Origin of the sequence: Streptomyces sp. NPDC050263 (genome assembly GCF_040655955.1) — a bacterium.
Taxonomy (GTDB): Bacteria; Actinomycetota; Actinomycetes; order Streptomycetales; family Streptomycetaceae; genus Streptomyces.
In genome coordinates this window covers 1-20,585 of sequence record NZ_JBFAKW010000087.1, presented here as the reverse complement: position 1 = coordinate 20,585, position 20,585 = coordinate 1, and the positions used below count along the sequence as shown (strand labels likewise).

Below are 20,585 nucleotides of genomic sequence, written 5' to 3'. Positions count from 1 at the left end.
ACCCGTGGCTGAGGAAATCATCGTCGCCGGCTGGATGGACTACGAACCCGGCGACCGCGGCACGATGCTGACGGCCCTCGTCGAGCTGGGCCGGCGGACCCGCGAGGAGGAACCCGGCTGCCTGGACTACGCCATGACCGCCGACCCCACCGACGAGCGGCGTATCCGGGTGTACGAGCACTGGACCTCCCGGCAGGCCCTGGACGAGCACTTCACCACCCCGCACATCAAGGACTTCCGGGCGGCCGTGGCGGGGCTGACCCGGGTCGGGGTCTCCCTGACGGCCCACACCGTCGCCGCGTCACGTCCCATGCGCTGAGAGACACGCTGAGAAACGGCGCCCCCGCCGGGGGCGCCGTTTCGAGCGGTCTCAGTGGGAATGGTCCAGCCGGACCAGCATCTTGCCGACGTTGCCGCCGCCGAGCAGGGACAGCAGTGCCCCCGCGGCGTTCTCCAGTCCGTCCACGACCGTCTCGCGTGCGGTGATCCGGCCCTCGGCGAGCCAGCCCGCGACCCGCCGCTCGAACTCCGGCCGCAGGTCGTCGTGGTCGCGGACGATGAAACCGCGCAGGGTCAGTCGCTTGAGGACCGCCTGGATCAACTGGTTGATGTCCGCGGACCGTCGGTCGCCGCCGAACTGCGACATCATGCCGCACAGCGCCACCCGGCCACCGGTGCGCAGCGCGTGCAGCGCGGCGGCGAGCTGCTCACCGCCGACGTTGTCGAAGTACACGTCGATGCCGTCGGGCGCCAGCCGGGCCAGCGCGTCGCGCACCGGCTCGGCACGGTAGTCGGCGGCGGCGTCGTAGCCGAACTCCTTCACCAGCAGGGCGCACTTGTCCGGCCCTCCGGCGGTCCCGATGACACGGTCCGCGCCCAGCAGACGCGCGAACTGGCCGGCGGCGGTGCCGACGGCCCCGGCCGCCGCCGACACGAGGACGGCGTCGCCCGGACGCAGCTGAGCGATCCGGGTCAGGCCCACGTAAGCGGTGAACCCGGTCTGGCCGAGCAGACCCAGCCAGGTGGGCAGCGGCGCGAGTCCGGGGTCGATACGACCGGCGCCGTCGGTGTCCGCCGCGTCGAGGACGGCCCGCTCCCGCCAGCCGAGCTGGTGGCGTACGTACGTGCCCGGCGGCACCGAGACACAGCGGCTCTCCTCCACGACGCCGAGGGCCCGGCCGTCGAGCGGTGAGCCCGGGGTGAAGTTGTGCGTGTAGTGCTTCTCGGTGCTCTCCAGGCGCCCGCGCATGGACGGGTCGACGCTCATGTAGAGGTTGCGCACGAGCAGTTGCCCCTCCCCCAGGGGCGGCAGCGGGCGTTCCTCGACGGCGAAGTCCCCGGGGAGCGGTTCTCCGTCGGGTCGGCGCACCAGACAGACCATCCGGGTGGTGCGGAGCGTCACGGGGTCACTCCTCCGGCTGTCGGCTGATGCGCCGCTGAGCGAGGCGTCCGACCCAGCCGGCCATCTGGAGGTCGGCGTGGCGCAGTTCGCCCGACTGCCACCGGGCCTGGAAGTCGAAGACGCCCCGGGCCCCCGTCCTGGGATCGGTCACCTCGACGAGTCCGTCCTCGGTGAGCCGGTACACATGCCCGGTCAGTGGGTGGATCACTTGCTTGGACATGGGGCTCACTCCTGCACTCGGCGGCGTACGCCGCGCTTGGTCACGGTCACCGGACCCTCGACCCGGAGCCGGCAGGCGAGCCGGGTCAGGCCGTCCACCGGCCTGCGCAAGGACTCGATGCCCTCGCGTTCCAGCGGGTCCACCGGAGAACAGTTCTCGGCTCCGTCCTCGACCTCGACGAAGCAGGTACGGCAGGTGCCCTTGCCGCCGCAGACGGTGGGCCAGCGGTAGCCGAGCCGCCGGGCGGCGGTGAACAGGTCCTCGCCGTCGAGGACTTCGAGCTCGACGCCGGAGGGTCTGACCGCGACCCGGTGGGTCACTTGTCCATCCACCGGTCGAGCGTCCGGTTGAAGTGGCGGATGCGACTCTCCTGGTAGTCGGCCAGGGTGATGCCCGGCTTGCGCATCGCCTTCAGACCCTGCTGGACGTAGGGCAGGTTCTCGCAGTCCTGGTCGAAGACGGGGCCGAGCACACCCAGTTCGGGGATGTCGGCGAAGAGCATGTCCTCCGGCACCCAGCGGATCTTCGCCGGGGGCGGCGTCTCGCCGGGCTGCTTCGGGGACGACATGAAGATGATCTCGGCGGTGCAGGAGTCGGGGTCGAGACCGTTGGGCCGGAACCGGTAGATGATGTTCGACTTGGCGCCGCCCCAGGGGTTGAAGTTGGGGAACAGCAAGTAGTTGATGGCATCCAGCAGTTCGGTGTCCGGGGTCCGAGAGAAGTCCTGCGTCGAGGTGGCCGCCAGCTGGGCGCGCATCCGCTCGGCGAGGACCTGGCGGGCGGTGCCGCCGGGCGGGATCGCCGGCAGTTCGTCGCCCTCCTGCATCACCAGGTCGCGGCCCTGGGCGGCGGCGTAGAACGCGCGCGAGTCGTAGAACGTCTCCAGGACGTCCTCCTCCGTGACGGAGTCCGCCACGTGCGGGCTGGGCGCGCCCTGGATGTTGATCATCCGGCTCCAGTTGGGCTGGTCCGCCATGACGTCGTACTGGGAATTGGCGTCGGCCAGCCACGGCAGCATCTGCGGGTGCGTGGCGATCACGTGGAAGGACTCGATGAACGCGTCCTGTGCGACCTTCCAGTTGCAGGGCAGCACCTTGCCGATGTGCAGCGACTTGTAGCGGTTCTCCAGCGGCCAGATGTAGTAGTCGTCGAAGGTGCCGCGGTAACTGTCGAAGGACTCGGCGTACGGGTCCATGTTGATGAAGACGAAGCCACGCCAGGTGGCCACCTGGGCCTCGGGAAGAGCGAACTTCTCGGGGGTGACATGCGGGAAGTCCCAGGCGCACGGCGGGGTCCGCATCGTGCCGTCGAGGTTCCAGGCGAAGCCGTGGAACGAGCAGCGGAACTCGCTGACGTTGCCGCCGCCGGTGCGCAGTTTGCGTCCGCGGTGCAGGCACACGTTGACGTACGCCCGGATCTCGTCGGGGGCCGTGCGTACGACGATGAGCGAGTCGTCGCCGATCTCGTAGACCTCGTGGTCGCCGACCTCGGGGATCTCGCTCTCCAGGCAGGCGAACTGCCAGACGCGCCGCCAGACCTGCCGCATCTCGCGCTCGGCCCACTCGCGGGACGTGAAGCGGGCGTGGTCGATGTCCTCGCTGCCGAGGTGGTCGTTCCGCTCGTACCTCAGGGCGGGGGGAACCGGGCGGCTGTCCTGGTCGAGGTAGTCCTGGACGCTGGGCCCGGGGCACCGCGCAGTGGCCGGCTCCGACGTTTCGTCCATCATCTCTCCTCCGGCAGAAACTTTATAGCGAGTGTAGTTACCAGTCATGGCCGGGAGCAACACTCAGGCCGGCGAACGAGCCCGCACCTTCCGAGGTCACCACGCGATTCGACCGTGAGCCTGGAACTTTTTGCGGCGACCCTCTCCCCAAGCCCGCTGGGGCATGTCACACTCCGACCCACTTGAGGCTGTAGTGCCTCATAAGTTTCTCCGTAGGTTCCTGAACCGATCCGCCTGACCGGAGCCGACCGCCGTGGACGCGAGAGCGACGCGGGTCGCGGCAGCGCAGGCGTCACACCACGGGAGTACTCAACGATGAGTTCCAGACCCCGTCGCGCGGTCCGCCGCGCTCTCACCTCGATCGTCCCCGTCAGCGCCCTGCTCGCCCTGGCGGCGTGCGGCACCGACACGACCCCGGCCGCCGACTCGGCCAAGGCGGCTGCTTCGGACTCCCCAGGCCTGATCGCGGCCCGCGAGGTCGTGAAGAAGTACTCCGAGCACCCGGCCAGAATCCCGGTCACCGAACCGGTGGGCGAGAAGATCCCCTCGGACAAGACGATCGACTTCATTCTGTGCGGCGTGCAGTCCTGCCAGGACCTGGCCAACTTCTTCACCGCGGGCGCCAACCAGCTCGGCTGGAAGGTGAAGCAGATCGCCACCCAGGGCACGCCCGAGTCCGTCCAGTCCGCCTACGAACAGGCGCTGCGCGACAAGCCGGACGCGGTCGTCTCCTCCGGATTCCCACGCGCGGTGTACGCCAAGCAGCTGGCGAAGCTCAAGGCGGCGGGTATCCCGGTCGTCCAGTCGAACGCCGACGACGTGGTGGGCGACGGGGTCTCCCTGCTCAAGAACGGGCCCGACGACGTCGCCGTCCAGGGCGAGATGCTCGCCTCGTGGGTGGTGTCCGACAGCGGCGGACAGGCCGACACCGTCTACTTCGACCTGCCCGCCTACACCATCCTCAAGCCCGTCAAGGACACGTTCGCGGCCAAGTACAAGGAGTGGTGCGAGGGCTGCGCGCTGGACGCCGTCGACGTGCCGATCACCTCGATCGGCAAGGACATGCCGGACCGGGTGGTGTCGTACCTCCGCTCGCACCCGAAGGTGACCCACGTCGTCTTCTCGCTGGGCCTGCTCAACGTGGGCGTCCCGGCCGCGTTGAAGACCGCCGGCATCACCGGCAGGCACATCGCCGTGAACGTCGGTGACGCGCAGAACTACCAGTACATCGAGAGCGGCCTCAGCGACGCGGCGATGGCACTGAACTCGCACGAGGCCGCGTGGCTCCAGGTCGACGCGCTGGCCCGCCACTTCACCGGCCAGTCCATGGACGTGGACCAGAAGGCGGTGCTGCCCAACATGCTGATCACCAAGGACAACCTCCCGAAGGCCATCGGTGACTTCCCGCTCGTCGAGGACTACGAGGCGCAGTTCAAGGCGCTGTGGGGACTGAGTTGACCGGGCCGGTGCTGCGGGTGGCCGCCCTGTCGAAGAGATTCGGCGGCACCCAGGCCCTCAGGGACGTCGATCTCGAGGTCGCGCCGGGCGAGATCCACGCCCTGATCGGACCCAACGGCTCCGGCAAGTCCACCCTCATCAAGATCCTCGCCGGCTACCACCACGCCGAGCCGGGCGCGGTGGCCGAACTCGACGGCGAGCCCTTCGACCTCGGCCATGTCACGGCCTCCCGCCACGACCGGCTGCGCTTCGTCCACCAGGAGCTGGGGCTGGTGGGCGAGTTGAGCGCCATCGACAACCTCGCGCTCAACCATGGCTTCGCCCGCACGGCGTTCGGCAACATCCGCTGGCCGGAGATGGAGCGGCGGACGAGCGCGCTCGTCGAGCGGTTCGGCCTCGGCATCGACGTACGCCGGCCCCTGGCGACGGCGACCCCCGTCCAGCGCACGGTGGTGGCCATCGCCGCCGCGCTGCAGGGCTGGGAGGGCCGTCGCGGCGTCCTGGTGCTCGACGAGCCCACCGCCGTGCTGCCGCCCGGCGAGGTGGCCCGGCTCTTCGACATCGTGCGGGAGGTCCGCGACGCCGGCGCCGGCGTGCTGTACGTCTCGCACCGGATGGACGAGATCTTCGCGCTCGCCGACCGGGTCACCGTGATCCGCGGCGGACGCCGGATCGCCACGCGTCCGGTCTCCGAGCTGACTCCGCGTTCGCTGGCGGCGCTGATGGCGGGCGAGGAGATGGAGACCGATCCCCGTCCCACGCCTCCTTCCGGCCCTTCCGGCCCTGCCGACCCCGTGCTGGAGGTCCGCGACCTGTGGGCCGGACCGCTGCGGGGAGTCGGCTTCGACCTGGCCAGGGGCGAACGCCTGGGCATCACCGGTCTGGTCGGCTCCGGTCACGAGCTCGTGCCGTACGCGGTCTGCGGGGCCCATGCCGGGCGAGTGAGCGGCAGGCTGCGGCTGCCGGAGCGCTCCGAGCGGTGGACCCAGGCGCGTGACGCAGACGGCCTGGGCCTTCCCCTGGTCCCGGCGGACCGGGCCGGCGAGGGAGTGATCGGCGGGTTCTCGGTCGGCGAGAACCTCACCCTGCCGCTCCTGGACCGGCTGCGCGCCCGTTCCGGGCGGCTGCGCCGACACCGCGAGTCCGCCCTGGCGGACGACTGGATCCGACGGGTCGGCGTGCGTACGGCCGGGCGCGGGGCCAGGATCACCACGCTGAGCGGCGGCAACCAGCAGAAGGTCGTCATGGCCCGCTGCCTGGCCCAGCGTCCGCCGGTGCTGATGCTGTGCGAGCCCACGGCGGGCGTGGACATCGCCACCCGGCTGCAGCTGTACGACCTGATAGAGCACCGGGCGGACGAGGGCATGGGCGTCATCGTGTCCTCCTCCGACACCCAGGACCTGCTCGCGCTGTGCACCCGCGTCCTGGTGGTGCGGGACGGGCGGATCGCACGGGAGATCAGCGGCCGGGACATCACCGAGTCCGCGCTCGTGCACGCCATGGAAGGAACCGAGTGACATGTGCCCTGGAAGGAACCGAGTGACATGACGTCCACCCCGACCCGAGCGGCAAAGGTCCCGCCGGCCGCACCGCAGAGATCCACGGTTGTGGTACCGAGGACAGCGGTCCGACGGGCGGCGGCGGCCCTGTCGTTCCGCAACATCGGCGCCGTGTACGTGTGGCTGGTCATCGTCGTGCTCTTCTCCGTGTGGGCGCCGGACACGTTCCCGACCACCATCACGGTCAAGCAGGTGCTCAACGGCAACGCCGTGGCGGGCCTGGTGGCGCTCAGCGTCGTACTGCCGCTGGCCGCCCGCGTCTTCGACCTGTCGGTCGCCTACACCATGTCCCTCACCAGCGTGCTGACCGCCCACTTCCTGGTCTCCACGGGCCTCGGCCCCTTCGCCGCGATCGCCCTGGCGATGACCGCGGCCCTGCTGGTCGGGGTGGTCAACGCCATCGTGGTCGTGGTCCTGCGCGTCGACTCGTTCATCGCCACCCTGGCCACCGGCGCGCTGATCCAGTCCCTGATCACCATGGTCACCAACGACAGCTCGATCACCGGTGTGCAGCTGCTCGCCAAGCCGTTCGCGAGCATCGCCCAGCTGGACGCGGGCGGCTTCACCCTGCCGGTGCTGTATCTGCTGCTCGCCGCCCTCGCCATCTGGTTCCTGCTGGAACACACCGCCACCGGGCGCCGGTTGTACGCGACCGGTTTCAACGCCGACGCGGCCCGGCTGCAGGGGGTGCGCACCGACCGGCTGCGCTTTCTGACCCTGGTGGCCTCCGCGCTGCTCTCCGGTTTCGCCGGCGTCGTCTTCGCGTCCTCGGTCGGATCCGGATCGCCGACCGCGGGCACCCCGTACCTGCTGTCGGCCTACGCCGCCGCCTTCGTCGGGGCGACCCAGTTGCGCGCGGGCCGCTTCAACGCCTGGGGCACGGTCCTCGCGGTCATGCTGCTCGGCACGGGCATCACGGGACTCGGGCTAGCCACCAGCGCGCAGTGGGCCGCGAGCCTGTTCACCGGCTCGGTCCTCATCGTGGCGCTGGTCCTCACGGGTGGCCGGATCGCCCTGCCCGCCGCTCTGCGCCGCCGGACGGGGCCTCGACCGGATATCACTACGGGTAAGGAGGTCTGAGGATGAAGGCTGTTCAGTACCGGCGGGTGGGGCATGCCCCCGAGGTCGTGGAGGTGCCGGTGCCCGAGCCCGGCCCGGGTCAGGTTCTGTTGAAGGTGACGGCGGCAGGGCTCTGTCACTCCGATCTGGCGGTGATGGGCTGGCCCGAGGAGCAGTTCCCCTACGCGCTGCCGATGACGCTCGGTCACGAGGGAGTGGGGACCGTGGCGGCGGTGGGCGCCGGTGTCGGCGCCCTGGCGGAGGGCGAGGCGGTGGCGGTGTACGGCCCGTGGGGCTGCGGGCGCTGCCACAAGTGCGCCGAGGGCAAGGAGAACTGCTGTCCGCACGCCGCCGGGCTCGGCATCCTGCCGCCGGGGCTCGGCTTCCCCGGTGCGCTCGCGGAGTACATGCTGGTGGACTCGCCCCGCCACCTGGTTCCGCTGAACGGAGTCGACCCGCTCCAGGCCGCTCCCCTCACCGACGCCGGGCTGACCCCGTATCACGCGATCCGCAGGTCGTTGCCGAAGCTGCTGCCCGGCAGCACGGCGGTGGTGATCGGCGTCGGCGGTCTGGGGCATCTCGCCGTGCAGCTGCTCCGCGCGCTGACCCCGGCCCGAGTGGTCGCCCTCGACGTGAGCAAGGAGAAGCTGGAGCTGGCGGCCAAGGTCGGCGCCCACGAGGCACTGCTCTCCGACGGCGAGGCGGCGGCACGGATCCGGGAACTCACCGGCGGTACGGGAGCGGAGGTCGTCCTGGACTTCGTCGGAGCCGAGGCGACCCTGGCCGTGGCCGCCGCGTCGGTGGCGGTGGAGGGCGATGTCACCGTCGTCGGCCTCGGCGGGGGCACGCTGGCCGTCGGGTTCGGGGGCGGGCTGCCGTTCGAGGTGTCGGCCTCCTTCCCCTACTGGGGCAGCCGGACGGAGCTCATGGAGGTCCTGGAGCTCGCGCGGCAGGGTGCCGTGTCCGCCCACGTGGAGACCTTCACGCTGGACCAGGCTCCCGAGGCGTACGAGCGTCTGCACGCCGGGGACATCAACGGCCGCGCGGTGGTGCTGCCGCACGCCTGAGCCGCGCACCGTGCGGGGCCGGCGCCCGAGCTCCACGCTCAGGCGCCGGCCCGCTCGCCTGCCGGGTTTCGCACACCCACCACCCCCCGCTCCACACAGCGCCGGAGCACTGTCAGGAACTCCGGTGTCCGCCACGACCCCACGTCCACGCGTCCCGTGTCGTCCACCCCGAGGTCCTGCATGTCGTAGCGGCCCCGGCAGTGGCCGAGGGTGAAGCAGCAGACCTCGCCGAGTCCGTGCCGCTTGAGGTACAGCACCGGTCGGGGCACGTTGTCGAGGGCCGCCGTGTCGCCCTCGGCGAAGCCGCGGCACGGCCCCGTGTACTCGGCGTGCAGCAGCACCTCCAGCTCCCCGTGCAGCTCGCACACGTACAGCTCGTCGGTGACCGTGAACGGCCCGATCCCGGCGACCAGCGGATGGCCGGGACGGGTCACCAGCACCTCGTACGGCTCGATCGGCGGGTGGGCCAGGAACTGGCTGCCGAGCACCTTCGCCACTTCCCCGAGGAGCCGTGGAGTCGTGAAGACCCGTGGCCCCTCGCTCGTCGACGGCTCGATCACCGCGTTGGTGCCGTGCAGGGCGAGCCAGCGCCCGCCCCGCTCGACGAACCGTGCCAGTGCGGCCCGTTGCGCCGGGCGGGGCCGGACGTCGCAGGTGTAGGTGACCAACAGATCGGCCTTGTCGAGGGCGGCCACGCAGTCGTAGTCCTGGTACACCGTGGTGCGCACCCGCGGATGCTCACCGAGCAGCTCCAGCAGCCGCAGCCGCGCGTGGTCGAAGTCGTGCCACCGGCCGCCGCAGACCAGTACGGCGTCCAGGCGGCCTGCCGGGCCCGCCACGGCTCAGTACTGGACGCGGGTCAGCAGCCCGCCGTCCACCACGAGGTTGACCCCGACGCAGAAGGAGCCGGTCCGCCCGAGCAGGAACGCCACCGCCGCGGCCACGTCCTCCGCGGTGCCGTAGCGGCCGATCGGCAGCTTGGCGAGCACCTCCTCGTACACCTCCGGGCGGCTGGTGCGGATGGTCTCCCAGGCGCCGCCGGGGAAGTCGATCGGGCCGGGCGAGACGGTGTTGACGCGGATGCCCTTCGGCGCGAGGGCGTGTGCGAGGGCCGAGGCGTGCTGGACGACGGCCGCCTTGAGCGCGGAGTACGAGTTCGCTCCGGCCGGGCGCGCGGTGTCGGAGGCGTTGGTGGTGCCGATGGCCACGACGGCGGCCCGGTCGGAGGCCTCCAGATACGGAAGGGCCGCCGCTACGAGTCCCGCGAACGGGATCAGGTCGCCGCGCAGGCTGGCCTCCCAGGACTCGGGGCCCTTCACGTTGCCCGCCGACACGTTGGACACCAGCAGGTCCAGGCCGCCGAGTTCACCGGCCGCCCGCTGCACGAAGTCCGCGAGGGCGGCCGGGTCGGTGACGTCGACCGGTTCCGCGAACACGGTGGCCCCCTCGGCCCGCAGTTCGGCAGCTGCCTTGGCCAGCCCCTCTTCGCCCCGGGCGCACAGGGCCAGTGCGCAGCCCTCGGCCGCCAGCGTCGCGGCGATCGCCCGGCCGATGCCCCGGCTCGCACCGGTCACCAGTGCCTTCGCGCCTGTCAGTCCCAGATCCATCGAGGTCACTCCTTTGTGATTGCCGAAAACGGTCGCGGTCGTTCGGTGGGCGGGGAGGCCGTCAGTTGCCGGGAAGCCGCGAGAAGGGCGCCCGGTCCGCCCGCGGCTCCGACGGCAGCTTCAGCACGCGCTCGCCGATCAGGTTGCGCTGGATCTGATCGGTGCCTCCGGCCAGCCGGTAGCCGGGTGCGCCGAGCAGATGCCGGGTCCAGGCGAAGGTGCCCGGTTCCCCGGTGTCGGCGCTGATCCGCGCCCCCATCAGCTCGGCGGCGGCCTGTCCCGTGCGGGTGAGCAGGTCGGAGGCCATGAGCTTGGTCAACGACGCCTCGGGCCCCGGCCGTCCGCCGGCGGCGCTCGTCCTGGCGACACGGTCCACGGTGGCCGCGCGCAGGGCGGCACGTATGTACAGGTCGGCCAGGCGCTGACGGACCAGCGGGTCCGAGGTGCGGCCGAGGGAGCGGGCGAGCGCGAGGACGTCCGTGAAGGTGCCGCCCTTGCGGCGGTTGCCGCTGCCGGAGGCGGTCCGTTCGAAGGCGAGGGTGGTGGTGGCGACCTCCCAGCCCTGGCCCGGGCGCCCGATCCGGAGTCGGTCGGGGACGCGGACGCCGCTGAGGAACACCTCGTTGAAGGAGGCGCCGCCGCTCATCTGCCGGATGGGGCGCACCTCCACTCCGGTGGCGTCCATCGGGACCAGGAAGGCGGTGATGCCGGCCTGTTTGACGACGTCGGGGTCGGTACGGGCGAGCAGCAGACCGTAGTCGGCGAACTGTGCTCCCGAGGTCCACACCTTCTGACCGTCGATCACCCACTCTCCCCCGTCCTCCTGCCGGGCGCGGGTGCGCAGGGCCGCGAGGTCGGACCCGGCGCCGGGCTCGCTGAAGAGCTGGCAGGCCAGCAGGTCGGTGCGCAGGAACGCGCGTGCGTGGTCGTGGAGTTGCTCGGCGGTCCCGAACAGAGAGACGGCCATCGCGACCAGGCGCACGGTGACGCTGATCAGCTCGGTGGACGGCGGCACCTCGAAAGCGGACTCCTCCTGTGCGAAGACGGCCACGTGGGCGGCGGTCAGGCCCGCTCCGCCCTTGTCCGCAGGGAGGGTCAGCGCCTGGTAGCCGGCGTCGAAGCGGGCCCGCTGATAGGCACGGCAGCGCTCCAGCAGCCGGCGTTCCTCGTCCTCGGGGAGGTTGTGGAACACGGCGAGATCGGCGGCCTCTCCGACGGACTCCGGCGCCCGCGCCGGTTCGAGCACGGTGGCCAGCCATCGCCGGACCTGCCTGCGCCATGCGTCCGGATCGGGCTGGGACATGGCTCCTCCTCGGGCACTTACCAGATGAAAGGTTCAGTAACGGGGATGGGAAGTGGGTCTCCGCGACCCATGAAACATGCGGTAACACCTCCGCTTGGGGTCAGAGTGTTCCGTACTTTCTTGATAAACGCTACAGTCTCCGCATCACCTCTCCCCTCGAATCGGGAGAGGCCGAGGAGCCGCCGGAGGAGCCATGTCGCTGCTGCCACTCGACCGTCGCGCCCAGGAGACACCCGACGAACCCGCCTTGGCGGACGACCTGGACGTGCTGTCCTGGTCCGGCCTCGCCGACCAGGTGGCGCGGGCGGCGACACGGCTGCTGGAGTTCGCGCCCGGCCCCGACGACCGGGTCGCCGTCCTCGGCGACAACGCGATCCCGACGCTGGTGGCCCATCTGGCAGGCCTGCGGGCCGGAGTGGGCACCGTGGCCACGTCCCGGAACCTCACGTCGGGCGAGCTCGTCGACCAGATCATCGACGCGGGCGTGACCGGGATCGTCGCAGGACCCGTGGGCGCGGGCGCCGCCATCGACGCGGCCCGGGAACTGGGCCTGCCACTGGTCGTCCACGGAACCCCGGCGATCGGGCACGCCTTCGACTGGGAGCTGTGGCTGGCGGCGGCGCCCGCCGGGCGCACCGTCCCGACGGACCGGCCCGCCCGGCCTCCGCTCGTCTACACCTCGGGAACCACCGGACGGGCGCGTGGCACCGAGGTGCGCTGGGTGAGCGGCCCGATCGCCGACAGCGCGGCCTACCTCGCCGCGATGTCCGCCCGACCCGGATTCCCGGCGGGACCGCATCTGGTGTGCGGGCCCCTGCAGCACAACGCGCCACTGACCTCACTGCGGCACCTGGCGGCCGGTCAACCGGTGATCGTCCTCGGCAGATACGACGGGGCGACGTTCCTCAGCCGTGTGCAGAAGTGGCGGGTCTCCTCGACGGTGATGGTGCCCACCCACTTCCAACGGCTGCTCGCCCTGCCGGAAGAGGTCCGCGCCCGGTACGACGTCTCCAGCCTGCGGCAGGTCTCCCACACGGGCTCCGCGTGTCCGCCGGACGTGAAGCGAGCCATGATCGACTGGTTCGGTCCGGTACTGACCGAGTCGTACGGCGCCAGCGAAGCGGGCACCGTGGCCCGCATCAGCAGCGACGAGTGGCTGGCGCACCCGGGTTCGGTCGGGCGCGTCAGGCCCCCGTTCGAGGTCCTGGTCACCGATGACGCCGGCCGGCGACTGTCGTCCGGCGAACGCGGGCTGCTGGCCTTCCGGGCACCCGACGACCAGGGTGTCCGCTACCACGCGGACCCGGACAAGACCAAGGCCGCCTATCTCTCCCCCGGCGTCTTCACGCTCGGCGACATCGGCTACGTCGACGCAGACGGCTACATCTTCATCACCGACCGGGCCGCGGACGTCGTGGTCTCCGGCGGGGTCAACCTCTACCCGGCCGAGAGCGAGGCGGTCCTGCGGCAGCACCCGGCGGTCTCCGAGGTCGCGGTCGTCGGCGTGCCCGACCCGGACTTCGGCGAGTCGCTGCGGGCGCTGATCGTGGTGGCGGGGGACGAGCCGCCGGCCGACGATCTGGACCGGTTCTGCCGCGAGCGCCTCGCCGCGCCCAAGTGCCCGAAGTCGTACGAGTTCGTTCCCGAGCTCCTGCGCAACGCGATGGGCAAGCTCGACAAACGCGCGATGCGCCGCCCCTACTGGAGCTCGGAACGGACCATCGCCGGCTGAGCCGACCCACCCGCCCGTCCTCACGCGTACGAAGTACGAAGGATCACCCATGACCGAACTCCTTCTCATCCGGCACGGCCTCCCCCTGGCGGGCGTGTTCGACCCGGGGCTGTCACCGGAGGGCGCCGCTCAGGCCGAGCGCCTCGCCGCCTGGCTCGGACCCGAGGACCTCGACGCCCTGTACGTCAGCCCGCTGCGGCGGGCCCGCGAGACGGTGGCGCCTCTGGAACGGCTCACCGGCATGACCGCCACCGTCCTGGACGACCTGCGCGAGTGGGACACGGACGTGTCCCAGCCCTACACGCCACCGGAACAGATCGGCGCGGCCGATCCCCGGGCGGCGGCGCTCGCCGAGGGACGCTACGAGGACTTCGTGCCCGACCTGGACTGGGACGCCTTTCGCGCGCGTGCCGTGCGGGCCATGGACACCATCCTCGACGCCCATCCCGGCGGGCGGGTCGCGGCCGTGTGTCACGGCGGCATCACCAACACCTACCTGGCGACGGTGCTCGGCCTGCCCACGATGTTCTGGTTCCACCCCGACTACACGTCCGTCAGCCGGGTGCGGCGCATGCCCGGCGGCCGGATCGTCGCGCACTCGGTGAACGAGACGGCCCACATGATCGCCGAACGTGCCGTCGACGCGGTCGCCTGACCCCGTCCCACACCCCAGGAGGTCCCGGCCATGCCCGGATCCGTCATCGTCGCCGGCGCCAGGACACCCATCGGCAAACTGATGGGCGCCCTGAGCACCCTGTCCGCGGTCGACCTCGGCGCCCACGCCGTCGGCGCGGCCCTGGCCGCCGTCCACCTGGACCCGGCGGCCGTGGAAGCAGTCGTCATGGGCCATGTCGTGCAGGCCGGGGCCGGCCCCAACTCGGCCCGGCAGGCCGCGGTCCGCGCGGGCATCCCGTTCTCCGTCCCCGCGAGCACCGTCAACAAGCTCTGTCCGTCCGGTCTGCACGCCATCGCCCTGGCCGACCTCATGATCGCCTCCGGCCGCCACGAAGTGGTCGTCGCCGGTGGCATGGAGTCCATGTCCGGCGCCCCGCACCTGCTGCGCGGATCACGCACCGGCTGGAAGTACGGTTCGGTCGCGGCGGAGGACGCCCTCGACCGCGACGCCCTCGTCTGCGCCTTCGACGGCGTCTCCATGGGCGCGGCCACCGAGCGCTACCAGCAGCCGTTCGCCCTGACCCGGCAGGAACAGGACGAGTACAGCGCCCTGTCCCACCAAAGGGCCGCCCACGCCCAGGAGTCGGGCGCGCTGTCCGAGGAGATCGCACCCGTCACCGTGGCCGGACGCCGGGGCGAGACGGTGGTCGACACCGACGAGGGCGTACGGCCGGGGAGCACCGCCGAGAGCCTGGGGCGCCTGAAGCCGGCCTTCTCGGGCGCCGGCACCATCACCGCGGGCAACTCCTCACAGCTCTCGGACGGCGCCGCGGCCGTCGTCGTGATGAGCCCGGAGCGCGCCCGGCGCGAGGGCCTGACCCCGCTCGCCGAGATCGGCGCCTACGGCACGGTCGCGGGCCCTGATCCCTCACTGCTCGTCCAGCCGGCCGGCGCGGTCCGCGACGCCCTGTCCCGGGACGGCCGGCTGACGGCCGCCGACCTGGACCTGTTCGAGATCAACGAGGCGTTCGCCGGAGTGGCCCTGGCTTCCGTACGGGAGCTGGACATTCCCTTGGACAAGGTGAACGTCAACGGCGGAGCGATCGCGCTCGGGCACCCGGTCGGCATGACCGGCGCCCGGCTGGTGCTGACTCTCGCGGCGGAACTGCGGCGGCGCGGAGGCGGCAGCGGAGCGGCGGCCCTGTGCGGGGGCGGCGGCCAGGGCGACGCACTGTTGCTGCACGTACCGACGCAGGCCTGAACCCCGGAGCCGAACCACCATGAACGACCCACTGCCCCCGGTCGACACGACCCTTGTCGTGACGGCCCGTACCCTCGCCGCCGACGACGTCGTCTCCCTCACCCTGCGCCGCCCCGACGGCGGGATGTTCCCCACCTGGACACCGGGCTCCCACATCGACGTACTCCTGGACGGCGAACGCGGCGACGACGGCGATCTGATCCGTCAGTACTCCCTGTGCGGAGACCCGGCCGAACGCGAGGCCTGGCAGATCGCCGTGCTGCGCGAGCCGCAGGGCCGCGGCGGCTCCGCGTACGTCCACGACCATCTGCGCGAGGGCGCCACCGTGCGGGTCCGCGGACCGCGCAACAACTTCCCGCTGCGGCCCGCCGCACGCCAGCTGTTCATCGCCGGCGGCGTCGGTATCACGCCCATCCTTCCCATGGTGGAGGCCGCCGAGGTCGCGGGGGCAGACTGGCGGCTGCTGTACGGCGGCCGCACCCGCACCTCCATGGCGTTCCTGGACCGTCTCGCCCCGCACGGGGACCGGGTACTCGTCCGCCCACAGGACGAGTTCGGCCTGCTGGACCTCGCCGCCCACCTCGGCGTGCCCGAGGAGGGCACCCTGGTGCACGCCTGCGGTCCCGAACCCCTGCTGCGGGCGGTGCGGGAGCAGTGTGCGGGCTGGCCGGCCGGCACCCTGGGCGTCGAACGGTTCGCCCCGATACAGAGGGCCGAAACCGGCCCGGCCGGGGCCTTCGAGGTGGAGCTCGCCCGTTCCGGGCTCACTCTCACCGTGCCTGCGGACCGTTCGGTGCTCGAAACCGTGGAGGAGGCAGGCGTCGCGGTCGACTTCTCCTGCCGGGAAGGCACGTGCGGCACCTGCGAGACCGACGTGCTCGACGGCAGGCCCGACCACCGCGACTCGCTGCTGACCGAGGACGAGCGGGCCGCCGGCGACACCATGCTCATCTGCGTCTCCCGCTCGTGCGGGCCTCGCCTGGTCCTCGATCTGTGACGGCACCCCGCAGCGACTCATCGGATAGGACACCTCACATGGATCCCGTTACCCGTCTCGGCGTCGTCGGCTGCGGCCTCATGGGCTCCGGCATCGCCGAAGTCTGCGCCCTCAGCGGCATCGACGTCCGAGTCGCCGAGGCCACGCCGGACGCGCTCGAGGCAGGCCGCCGCCGGATCACCGCCTCCCTCGACCGAGGCGTACGACGTGACAAGCTCAGCGAGGAGCAGCGGGACCGGGCCCTCGCCGGGCTTTCCTTCACCCACGACCTCAGCGACATGGCCGACCGCCAGTTCGTCGTCGAGGCCGTCGCCGAGAACCGCGAGATCAAGACCGAGGTCCTGCGCAGCCTGGACAAGGCGGTCGAAGACCCTGCGGCGGTCCTGGCCACCAACACCTCCTCGATCCCCATCGTCGATCTCGCCGTCGTCACCGAGCGGCCCGCGCAGGTCATCGGCATGCACTTCTTCAACCCCGTGCCCGTGCAGCGGTTGGTCGAGCTCATTCCCACCCTCCTCACCGGCGCGGACACCGTGCGGCGCACCCGCGGCTTCGCCGAGCAGTTGGGCAAGCAGGCCATCGAGGCGCCCGACCGTTCCGGCTTCGTCGTCAACGCCCTCCTCGTGCCCTACCTGCTCAGCGCGGTACGGATGGTGGAGTCGGGCTCGGCACGGCCGGAAGACATCGACCGGGGCATGGAACTCGGATGCGCCCACCCCATGGGGCCATTGCGCCTGCTCGACCTCATCGGCCTCGACACCGCCCAGGCCGTGGCCGAGTCGATGTACGACGAGTTCAAGGAGCCGCTGTACGCACCGCCCGCCCTCCTGCGCCGCATGGTCGCGGCAGGCCACCTCGGCCGCAAGAGCGGCCGCGGCTTCCACACCTACGACGCCTGAAGCGTGCCGTGGCAACCGCGTTGCCCCAGCTCGTGGAGAGCATCGGGCGGGCAGGCGGCGGCGGGGAAGGCGGTGTGTCCGACGTCCTTCTCGGGTCGTCGGCGATGACGGCGCGCAGCGGCGACCGGTCCGTGTCGGCGCTCATGTTCGTGCTCATACGGTGCTCCGCGGGATTCGAGCCGTGACCTGGTAGCCGCCGGCGTTGGTCGGTCCGGCCGTCAGCTCGCCCTTGTAGACGGCCAACCGCTCGCGCAGCCCCATGTGGCCACGGCCGTTGCTCTCCACCGGCGGGGCGTTCCTGTCGCCGCCGGTGTCCGTGACCTCGATCTCCAGACAGTCGCCGGTGTAGCCGATGGCGGCGGACGCCTCCGCGCCCCGTGCGTGTTTGATCGTGTTGGTCAGCGCCTCCTGCACGACGCGGTACGCCGCCAGGTCCACCCCCGGCGGCAGCGGATCCGGCGGCAGCGACACCCCGACGCTCACGGGCGTCCCGGCGGCGCGCACCCGTGCGACCAGCGCGTCGAGCTGCGCGAGCCCGGGCTGGGGCTCCAGGCCGTCGGGCCTCTCGTGGTCCGGGGCTGCCAACAGGCCCATCACGTGGCGCAGTTCGGCCATGGCGGCCCGACCGCCCGCCTCGACGGCCACCAACGCCTCCTTGGCCTGCTCGGGCTCCACGTCCATCACTTTGCGGGCCGCGCCTGCCTGGATCACCATCACGCTCACATTGTGGGTCACGACGTCGTGCAGTTCGGCGGCAATGCGGGCACGCTCCTCCGCGACGGCCCGGCGCATGGCCTCCTCCTGAGCCTCCTGCAGTTCGGTGACCTCGTCCCGGCTGGACGACAGCCGCAGATCCAGGAAGCGGACGAGGCTGGCCAGCATCCCGGCGACCAGCAGCACGAGTCCCGGACTGGACCATCCCGGGAGCAGAGGGTCGGCGTTGCGGAAAACGATGCCGGACAGCGCGGCGGCCATCACCAGCACGGCGATCGCCATGGTCCGGTAACGGCTGTACACGATGGCACTGTAGGCACTGATGACACAGGCCAGGACGGTGGTCCAGGAGGCGGAGCCGCCGATGGCCAGGGCAGCGCCCAGCACCGTCACGAACATGGCCAGCGGATACCGGCGCCGGAGCGCCAGCGGCAGCGTCGACAGGACGACCAACGCCCAGGGCACGGAGGAGGGTTCTTCCGCCACGGGGACCTGACCGTCGTCGGGCGGCGAGGGCGGAGCCGGGGCCCCGGTCCCGACGTCGGCTGTGGCGGGTGCAGACACTGGTGATCGCCGTGGCCACGATGATGGCCGTGGCTTCGGCCGTGGTCGCCGGGGCGCTCATGGTCGCCGCGGCCGCCCCCTTCGACCACGCCTTCAAGAAGCAGCAGGGCGCGCACATCACCGCACAGTTCGATCCGGCCAAGGCGACGGCGGCGCAGCTGGCGGAGACCGGGAAGCTGGCCGGCGTCACGGCGAGCGCGGGGCCGTACCCGTCCACGGCGTTCCGCCCGGTGGACGAGACGGACTTCCCCCTGCCCTCGCTGACCCTCGTCGGGCGGTCCGGTCCGGACGGTGACGTGGACCGCGTGGAACTGAAGTCCGGCCGGTGGGCGCAGAAGCCGGGCGAGATCGTGCTCGACGCGTCCTTCGAGGGCCCCTCCGCCGAGATCGGCTCCACCCTCAAGGCGTCGGACGCCGCCGACGCCCCGAAGCTCTCGATCGTCGGCTTCGCCGTGTCGGCCGGCAAGTCCGCCGACGCCTGGGCGACCGCGGCGCAGGTCGACGCGCTGGCTTCGCAGGGCAACCCCGTCACGAGTCAGATGCTCTACCGCTTCGACTCCGCGGACACGAAGGAGCAGATCCTCGCCGACCGGGCGAAGCTCGCCGCCTCCGTGAAGTCCGGGGCGCTGCTGGGTACACAGTCCTGGCTGGACACCAAGCGCGCCGCGGATCAGGGTGCGGCGGCGACCGTCCCGTTCGTGATGGCTTTCGGTGTGCTCGGCATCGTGATGTCGGTGATCATCGTCAGCAGTGTGATCAGCGGTGCGGTCGGCACCAGCCTGCGCAGGATCGGCATCCTCAAGGCCATCGGCTTCACTCCGCGCGAGGTCGTCCGCGCCTATGTGGCACAGGCGCTGATTCCGGCCGGTGTCGGCATCGCCGTGGGCGTGGTGCTGGGCAACCTCCTGGCGGTGCCGCTGCTGGCGGACACGGAGTCGGTGTACGGCACCGTCTCGCTGTCGGTGGCCTGGTGGGTGGATGTCGCGGTGCCCGCCGCCGCACTGCTCGTCGTGGGGCTCGCGGCGCTGATTCCGGCACTGCGGGCCGGCCGGCTGCGGACGGTCGAGGCCATCGCGGTCGGCCGGGCACCGCGCACGGGGCGCGGGCAGTGGGCGCACCGGGCGATGGGACGGCTGCCCCTGCCGCGGCCGGTGACCTACGGCCTCGCCACCCCCTTCACGCATCCGGTGCGTGCCCTCGCGATGCTGCTCGCGGTGGCGTTCGGCACGGTCGCGGCGACCTTCGCGGTGGGACTGACCTCGTCCCTGAGCGCGGTCGGCGCCTCGCAGGATCCCGAGAGCCGTGCCGCGGTCACGGTCACGACGGTCAAGCTGGACGACCTCGCTCCTCCTCCGCCGCCGCCTCCTGCGGAGGAGGACGTGGCGAGCCCGTCTCCCGTCAGCAGCAGCGCGGCCGGTGCGTCCACGCCCAAGGTCGCCGACCCGGCGAAGGTGCGGGCCGCCCTCAAGTCCGAGGCGGGGCTGGCGTCGTACTACGGCAGACTCCAGACCGAGGTCGCCGTGGCCGGGATCTCCGGCTCGGTCCAGGCCAGCCTGTACGAAGGCGATTCGCGCTCCGGCAGCTACGAGATGCTCTCCGGGCACTGGATCACCGGCAAGGGTCAGGTCGTGGTGCCCTCGCGCTTCCTGGAACGGACCAGCCCAAGGTCGGTGACACGGTGCGGATGACCTACGAGAAGGAGACCGCCGACCTGCGGATCGTGGGTGAGTCCTTCGACACCTCGGGCAATGAGCTGGAGATCCACGCGGACATGGCCAACTTCCCGTCGGCCGAGCCCAGTTCGTTCTTCGCCGAGGTGAAACCCGGCGTCTCGGCCGACGAGTTCGCCCAGAAGCTCGCGGCGGTGGTGCAGCCGCTGGGCGGCGACGCCACGACCGTGCCGCCCTCGGAGCAGAAGGGCGTCATCCTCATCATGGACGCGATGGCGGTGCTGCTCACCCTCATGCTGGTCTCCGTGGCCGGCCTCGGCGTGCTCAACTCCCTCATCCTGGACACCCGGGAACGCGTCCACGACCTGGGCGTCTGCAAGGCGATCGGCATGTCGCCGCGGCAGACCGTGAGCCTGGTGCTCGCCTCGGTGACCGCGATCGGCGTGATCGGCGGGCTGCTGGGCGTGCCGGTGGGGTACGCGCTGCACCGCATCGTCATGCCGGTCATGGGGCGCGCCGTGGGCACCGCTCTGCCGTCGCCGGTCCTCGATGTGTACGGGCCGGGGCAGCTGCTCCTGCTGGGGCTGGGCGGCGTCGTGCTCGCGATGCTGGGCGCGCTGATCCCGGCCGGCTGGGCGGCCAGGGCCCGTACGGCCACGGCCCTGCGCACCGAGTAGTGCCGGGCGGAACGCACACCGCCCGGACGCACGAAGCCCGGCCCCTCTTGGGCCGGGC

20 protein-coding genes are annotated in these 20,585 nt (G+C 71.6%); 12 read left to right on the top strand and 8 right to left on the bottom strand.

Translation table 11 applies throughout. The annotated features are described in order from the left end of the window. The first annotated feature begins 4 nt into the window (after window positions 1-4). On the top strand, window positions 5-319 hold the full coding sequence (locus AB0J04_RS31020) for a putative quinol monooxygenase (protein WP_363171905.1): 315 nt from the start codon (window positions 5-7) through the stop codon (window positions 317-319). Window positions 320-370: 51 nt separating this feature from the next. Here the strand turns inward: AB0J04_RS31020 and AB0J04_RS31015 are convergent, their stop codons facing one another. The 4 genes from AB0J04_RS31015 to AB0J04_RS31000 are packed head-to-tail and all read right to left on the bottom strand — an operon-like array spanning window position 371 to window position 3,345. Beyond that, complete coding sequence (locus tag AB0J04_RS31015) at window positions 371-1,402, bottom strand: NADP-dependent oxidoreductase (protein WP_363171904.1); 1,032 nt, start codon at window positions 1,400-1,402, stop codon at window positions 371-373. 4 nt (window positions 1,403-1,406) lie between these two features. Next, window positions 1,407-1,622, bottom strand: a complete 216-nt coding sequence (locus tag AB0J04_RS31010; protein WP_363171903.1) for a transposase — start codon at window positions 1,620-1,622, stop codon at window positions 1,407-1,409. A 5-nt stretch (window positions 1,623-1,627) separates the two neighbouring features. Further along, complete coding sequence (locus AB0J04_RS31005; protein WP_363171902.1) at window positions 1,628-1,954, bottom strand: 2Fe-2S iron-sulfur cluster binding domain-containing protein; 327 nt, start codon at window positions 1,952-1,954, stop codon at window positions 1,628-1,630. After that, window positions 1,939-3,345: an aromatic ring-hydroxylating dioxygenase subunit alpha gene (locus AB0J04_RS31000; protein WP_363171901.1), complete on the bottom strand. Its 1,407-nt coding sequence runs from the start codon at window positions 3,343-3,345 to the stop codon at window positions 1,939-1,941. Before AB0J04_RS31000 ends, AB0J04_RS31005 begins: the two co-directional genes overlap by 16 nt. 315 nt (window positions 3,346-3,660) lie before the next feature. On the opposite strand from AB0J04_RS31000, the gene AB0J04_RS30995 reads away from it, so the two are divergent. Genes AB0J04_RS30995 through AB0J04_RS30980 form a run of 4 tightly spaced genes read left to right on the top strand, consistent with a single transcriptional unit; the run spans window position 3,661 to window position 8,488 of the window. Continuing rightward, on the top strand, window positions 3,661-4,803 hold the full coding sequence (locus tag AB0J04_RS30995; RefSeq protein WP_363171900.1) for a substrate-binding domain-containing protein: 1,143 nt from the start codon (window positions 3,661-3,663) through the stop codon (window positions 4,801-4,803). Continuing rightward, window positions 4,788-6,320: a sugar ABC transporter ATP-binding protein gene (locus AB0J04_RS30990; RefSeq protein ID WP_363171899.1), complete on the top strand. Its 1,533-nt coding sequence runs from the start codon at window positions 4,788-4,790 to the stop codon at window positions 6,318-6,320. The genes AB0J04_RS30995 and AB0J04_RS30990 overlap by 16 nt, the downstream gene beginning before the upstream one ends. A 27-nt stretch (window positions 6,321-6,347) precedes the next feature. Then, the gene (locus AB0J04_RS30985; protein WP_363171898.1) at window positions 6,348-7,442 is read left to right on the top strand and encodes an ABC transporter permease; all 1,095 of its coding nucleotides are present in this window, start codon (window positions 6,348-6,350) and stop codon (window positions 7,440-7,442) included. Between the two features lie 2 nt (window positions 7,443-7,444). Further along, window positions 7,445-8,488 carry an NAD(P)-dependent alcohol dehydrogenase gene (locus tag AB0J04_RS30980; protein WP_363171897.1) on the top strand — a complete coding sequence of 348 codons (1,044 nt, stop codon included), beginning with the start codon at window positions 7,445-7,447 and terminating at the stop codon, window positions 8,486-8,488. 38 nt (window positions 8,489-8,526) lie between these two features. Here AB0J04_RS30980 and AB0J04_RS30975 read toward each other — a convergent pair whose 3' ends face one another. The 3 genes from AB0J04_RS30975 to AB0J04_RS30965 all read right to left on the bottom strand — a co-directional run bounded on the left by AB0J04_RS30975 (window position 8,527) and on the right by AB0J04_RS30965 (window position 11,398). Further along, window positions 8,527-9,327 carry a ThuA domain-containing protein gene (locus AB0J04_RS30975; RefSeq protein ID WP_363171896.1) on the bottom strand — a complete coding sequence of 267 codons (801 nt, stop codon included), beginning with the start codon at window positions 9,325-9,327 and terminating at the stop codon, window positions 8,527-8,529. A gap of 3 nt (window positions 9,328-9,330) precedes the next feature. Next, window positions 9,331-10,095, bottom strand: a complete 765-nt coding sequence (locus AB0J04_RS30970) for an SDR family oxidoreductase (protein ID WP_363171895.1) — start codon at window positions 10,093-10,095, stop codon at window positions 9,331-9,333. 61 nt (window positions 10,096-10,156) lie between these two features. Continuing rightward, a complete protein-coding gene (locus AB0J04_RS30965) occupies window positions 10,157-11,398 on the bottom strand; it encodes an acyl-CoA dehydrogenase family protein (protein ID WP_363171894.1) in 1,242 nt (413 codons plus the stop codon). A 193-nt stretch (window positions 11,399-11,591) separates the two neighbouring features. Here AB0J04_RS30965 and AB0J04_RS30960 point away from each other — a divergent pair, with 193 nt between their 5' ends. Genes AB0J04_RS30960 through AB0J04_RS30940 form a run of 5 tightly spaced genes read left to right on the top strand, consistent with a single transcriptional unit; the run spans window position 11,592 to window position 16,902 of the window. Beyond that, window positions 11,592-13,130, top strand: a complete 1,539-nt coding sequence (locus AB0J04_RS30960) for an AMP-binding protein (RefSeq protein ID WP_363171893.1) — start codon at window positions 11,592-11,594, stop codon at window positions 13,128-13,130. A gap of 49 nt (window positions 13,131-13,179) precedes the next feature. Beyond that, window positions 13,180-13,785: a histidine phosphatase family protein gene (locus AB0J04_RS30955; protein WP_363171892.1), complete on the top strand. Its 606-nt coding sequence runs from the start codon at window positions 13,180-13,182 to the stop codon at window positions 13,783-13,785. Window positions 13,786-13,815: 30 nt separating this feature from the next. After that, window positions 13,816-15,006 carry an acetyl-CoA C-acyltransferase gene (locus AB0J04_RS30950; RefSeq protein ID WP_363171891.1) on the top strand — a complete coding sequence of 397 codons (1,191 nt, stop codon included), beginning with the start codon at window positions 13,816-13,818 and terminating at the stop codon, window positions 15,004-15,006. 19 nt (window positions 15,007-15,025) lie between these two features. Then, a complete protein-coding gene (locus AB0J04_RS30945; protein ID WP_363171890.1) occupies window positions 15,026-16,003 on the top strand; it encodes a PDR/VanB family oxidoreductase in 978 nt (325 codons plus the stop codon). A gap of 38 nt (window positions 16,004-16,041) precedes the next feature. Beyond that, window positions 16,042-16,902: a 3-hydroxybutyryl-CoA dehydrogenase gene (locus AB0J04_RS30940; RefSeq protein WP_363171889.1), complete on the top strand. Its 861-nt coding sequence runs from the start codon at window positions 16,042-16,044 to the stop codon at window positions 16,900-16,902. 153 nt (window positions 16,903-17,055) lie between these two features. Here the strand turns inward: AB0J04_RS30940 and AB0J04_RS30935 are convergent, their stop codons facing one another. Further along, entirely contained in the window at window positions 17,056-18,102 is a 1,047-nt protein-coding gene (locus tag AB0J04_RS30935) for a histidine kinase (RefSeq protein ID WP_363171888.1), read from the bottom strand. Between the two features lie 68 nt (window positions 18,103-18,170). Between AB0J04_RS30935 and AB0J04_RS30930 the strand changes: the two genes are divergently transcribed. Next, the gene (locus tag AB0J04_RS30930) at window positions 18,171-19,868 is read left to right on the top strand and encodes an FtsX-like permease family protein (protein WP_363171887.1); all 1,698 of its coding nucleotides are present in this window, start codon (window positions 18,171-18,173) and stop codon (window positions 19,866-19,868) included. Continuing rightward, window positions 19,865-20,527: an FtsX-like permease family protein gene (locus tag AB0J04_RS30925; protein WP_363171886.1), complete on the top strand. Its 663-nt coding sequence runs from the start codon at window positions 19,865-19,867 to the stop codon at window positions 20,525-20,527. The genes AB0J04_RS30930 and AB0J04_RS30925 overlap by 4 nt, the downstream gene beginning before the upstream one ends. The last annotated feature ends 58 nt before the right edge of the window (window positions 20,528-20,585 follow it).

What these genes read in the sequence shown, in the direction of transcription:
- AB0J04_RS31010 (WP_363171903.1), bottom strand. Translation starts at nt 1,622, where the DNA reads ATGTCCAAGCAAGTGATCCACCCACTGACCGGGCATGTGTACCGGCTC.
- AB0J04_RS31000 (WP_363171901.1), bottom strand. Translation starts at nt 3,345, where the DNA reads ATGGACGAAACGTCGGAGCCGGCCACTGCGCGGTGCCCCGGGCCCAGC.
- AB0J04_RS30995 (WP_363171900.1), top strand. Translation starts at nt 3,661, where the DNA reads ATGAGTTCCAGACCCCGTCGCGCGGTCCGCCGCGCTCTCACCTCGATC.
- AB0J04_RS30985 (WP_363171898.1), top strand. Translation starts at nt 6,348, where the DNA reads ATGACGTCCACCCCGACCCGAGCGGCAAAGGTCCCGCCGGCCGCACCG.
- AB0J04_RS30980 (WP_363171897.1), top strand. Translation starts at nt 7,445, where the DNA reads ATGAAGGCTGTTCAGTACCGGCGGGTGGGGCATGCCCCCGAGGTCGTG.
- AB0J04_RS30970 (WP_363171895.1), bottom strand. Translation starts at nt 10,095, where the DNA reads ATGGATCTGGGACTGACAGGCGCGAAGGCACTGGTGACCGGTGCGAGC.
- AB0J04_RS30965 (WP_363171894.1), bottom strand. Translation starts at nt 11,398, where the DNA reads ATGTCCCAGCCCGATCCGGACGCATGGCGCAGGCAGGTCCGGCGATGG.
- AB0J04_RS30960 (WP_363171893.1), top strand. Translation starts at nt 11,592, where the DNA reads ATGTCGCTGCTGCCACTCGACCGTCGCGCCCAGGAGACACCCGACGAA.
- AB0J04_RS30955 (WP_363171892.1), top strand. Translation starts at nt 13,180, where the DNA reads ATGACCGAACTCCTTCTCATCCGGCACGGCCTCCCCCTGGCGGGCGTG.
- AB0J04_RS30950 (WP_363171891.1), top strand. Translation starts at nt 13,816, where the DNA reads ATGCCCGGATCCGTCATCGTCGCCGGCGCCAGGACACCCATCGGCAAA.
- AB0J04_RS30945 (WP_363171890.1), top strand. Translation starts at nt 15,026, where the DNA reads ATGAACGACCCACTGCCCCCGGTCGACACGACCCTTGTCGTGACGGCC.
- AB0J04_RS30940 (WP_363171889.1), top strand. Translation starts at nt 16,042, where the DNA reads ATGGATCCCGTTACCCGTCTCGGCGTCGTCGGCTGCGGCCTCATGGGC.
- AB0J04_RS30925 (WP_363171886.1), top strand. Translation starts at nt 19,865, where the DNA reads ATGACCTACGAGAAGGAGACCGCCGACCTGCGGATCGTGGGTGAGTCC.